The following is a 2724-nucleotide window of genomic DNA, read 5'->3' as shown; positions in this document are numbered from 1 at the left end:
TCGTCACCGTCCAATACAACATTCCCTCTCTGCTTGGCAACGGCTTTCAAACCAATCCTCTCCAAAATGTTGGTTTTTACCCATCATCACACCACTTCGTTACTCAACCGAATTCTTTAGATGAGTCATCGTTAACCCGTACATCATACACACGCGTTGTAGGCGTGCGCGCAGAAGACCCGCCTCCGCCCCCCGCTGCACACACTTCCAGAATGGAGTGATGGTTCGAACCATCCATGATCCAGCATCCCCCTATCGTTCCCTTCATCTCCCACTCTTCCAGCGCCCGCAGTTTCATACTTACCTCCTGTGCATTCTGGTTCTCCTTAGTGCCTTTCCTCCGGCGGCACGGGCCTTGGAATGGGCACCACCGGCTTGGGCCAGGGGCGCGGCCCCTCTAGCAGCTTGGCCAGCTAGGGCAGCTTGGAGGGCTGTTCCGTTGCTCACCCCACCGTTTGCTCCATCTCCTCTCGGATTAGCTCCCGCAGCATGGGTTTCACCTCCTTTTATACGCGCAGGGTAGCAAAGAGGTCAGGGGGTTGGGAAGGGAAAAACTCCCGGTTTGTCTGGGTGTTTTTCCCTTGACTTTCTCCCAGAAGTGTATTAAGGCTCAGGTACCGTAGGAGGTGATTGACCTGCGTCTCGGCGCTAAGGTACAACTTTTGTTGACTAAATCGCAGGTTTCAGCGACAACACCCAGGTAAATCAAACAAGCTCCCATATCCTAGGCTTGGTGCGTCTCCTCGAGGTTCAGCAGTACCCCAATCCCCAGCAAATACACCACCACCACACCCACCGCCACTGCCAGGAAGCTCAGATGCACGCCTACCCAGGCTGCAGCCATCATGGCCACACCAAAGATGATGCCGCCTGCCCCCCAGTAGCTGCCCATGCTGCGGCCCCGGAAAGCCCGGCGGGTGATGTCACCCAGATACACCGCTTCAATGGTGTCCCAAAAACCATCGGTCAGACCATCCAGCATCAGCACTGCAACCAACACGCCATACAACCAGGGCTCACTCAGATGCTGGCTCAGGGGATAAGCCAGATAAACGGCCACACTCAAGGCCGCGCTGACCAGCAAAAAGGGTTTGCGCCCGTAGCGATCCACCAGCCCTCCCACAAAATAGGAGCCCAGTGAGTCCATCGCGGTGATAATCCCCAGGCCCACCCCCGCCCCCAGCATGCCTTCCATCCCGTACAGGAACGCAATTAGAAACGGATAGTAAAACCCATCGGCTAGCGACAAAAGCGCGTTGGCCAGATAAATCGTTTGAAAGCCTCGGGAGGACATCTCACTGGCTTTCATAGCCAGCCCCCAACTTTCTTTTCTCAGGCACGCGGTATTCCGGGCCGGTCTAAGAAGCTTTGTATCTGCTTTTAACGTTGGTTGAACAATATGTTTTACGCCTCAAAACCAAGCGTCTTGCTCGAAGCATGTCTAAATCAGATTTGAAAACCACAAAGCCCGGTCTTGCAACACCCTGTCTCTGGTTTTATCCCCATGAAGCCAGACCCCGACTTCATGGGCTCTTCACTGTGAGTACCGGGATTGTAGAGGCCCTTACCACCCCTTCGGCTACCGAACCAAGGCCCTGGCCCCCTTGACCACTCACCCCCATCACAATCAGCTCGGCGCCCCAGGCTTTAGCCGACTCCACTACTTGCTGGACGGCGCTTCCCTGCACAACCTCGTGACCCGGCAGGCGGGTCTCGCCTTTCCAGGCATCGGATACCAGCATCTCCAGCTCGAGCAAAGCCTCGGTAGCAGTAAAGGGCGAATCATCAGTTACCACGTGCAATACCCGAATTTCAGCTTGTGGGAAGTGCGTGCGAGCCAGCTCCAATGCGCGCTGTGCGCAGGGCGAAAAATCGGTGGCGACCAGCACCTTTTTGAACATAGCCCACCCCCATTTTCCAGCAGCCTCGAGCCTAGCCTAGCCGATCGCCAGGGGCTTTGTGTCCCTCTAGCGCACCAGCAGTACCGGACACTGGGCATGGGTCAGCACCTTCTGGCTCTGGCTGCCCAGCAGCAAGCCACTCAGTTGGCCCAAGCCCCGAGTTCCCATCACAATTAAGTCCACTTTGCGTACGTCTGCAGCCCGGAGAATGGCCTCCGCCGCAGGGCCCTCCAGCACCTCAGTTTCAACCTGGGGCAGTTCCCCCAACAAAGCCCGGGCCTGCTCCATAACTAGATCGGCGGCCTCGGTTCGCTTAGAAATCGCCTCCTGCAAAAAGGGCTCGCCCAGATAGTCCGGGATCGGCTCGTAGGCATGCACCACGCACAAACCAGACCCGTATTGTCGGGCCAAATCGACTGCCAAACGGGCCGCTTTCTGGGCATGGGCCGAGCCGTCGAAGGCCAGCAAGATGTTTTTGAACATGGCCACCTCCTCGATAAAAAAAGCCTCAGCGCCCTTTCCTTTCGGATGAGGCTGCTGAGGTCGGAAGCAGGAAACCCGTTACCGACTTTCCTGCTTTCAGGTTAAGGATATACCTGTTTTAGCCCCAGCACCAGGGACTTTTATCCCTAACCAAGAGATTGACCCGCCCCTGAAAAGGTCGTCATAAAGAAGAACCGTGCCGAGAGTCCTTGCAAAGGATCCGGTCAGCACGGTACTTCTGTACGATGTTTGAAGACGTACAGTGTAGTTTATCGCGTTTGCAACGATGGGAACAAGGCTATATGTTGGGCTTGCTGCAATCAGCCCATAAAACCCCCAG

General features: G+C 56.0%; 4 protein-coding genes. All 4 read right to left on the bottom strand.

The window, feature by feature from the left end; translation table 11 throughout:
* Positions 1-724: 724 nt before the first annotated feature.
* On the bottom strand, positions 725-1309 hold the full coding sequence (locus tag Mhypo_RS17510; protein WP_119342500.1) for an MFS transporter: 585 nt from the start codon (positions 1307-1309) through the stop codon (positions 725-727).
* Between the two features lie 214 nt (positions 1310-1523).
* Positions 1524-1901 (bottom strand): universal stress protein, encoded by a 378-nt coding sequence (locus tag Mhypo_RS17505; RefSeq protein WP_119342499.1) that lies wholly within the window; start codon positions 1899-1901, stop codon positions 1524-1526.
* A gap of 66 nt (positions 1902-1967) precedes the next feature.
* Entirely contained in the window at positions 1968-2384 is a 417-nt protein-coding gene (locus tag Mhypo_RS17500; RefSeq protein ID WP_119342498.1) for a universal stress protein, read from the bottom strand.
* Positions 2385-2480: 96 nt separating this feature from the next.
* On the bottom strand, positions 2481-2724 hold a 244-nt coding region (locus Mhypo_RS18425; protein WP_206074953.1), incomplete at its 5' end, for a hypothetical protein.

The organism is Meiothermus hypogaeus (genome assembly GCF_003574035.1).
In the GTDB taxonomy this organism is placed as follows: domain Bacteria; phylum Deinococcota; class Deinococci; order Deinococcales; family Thermaceae; genus Meiothermus; species Meiothermus hypogaeus.
Note: the sequence above shows the minus strand (reverse complement) of the source record. Positions and strands in the feature narration are given on the sequence as shown.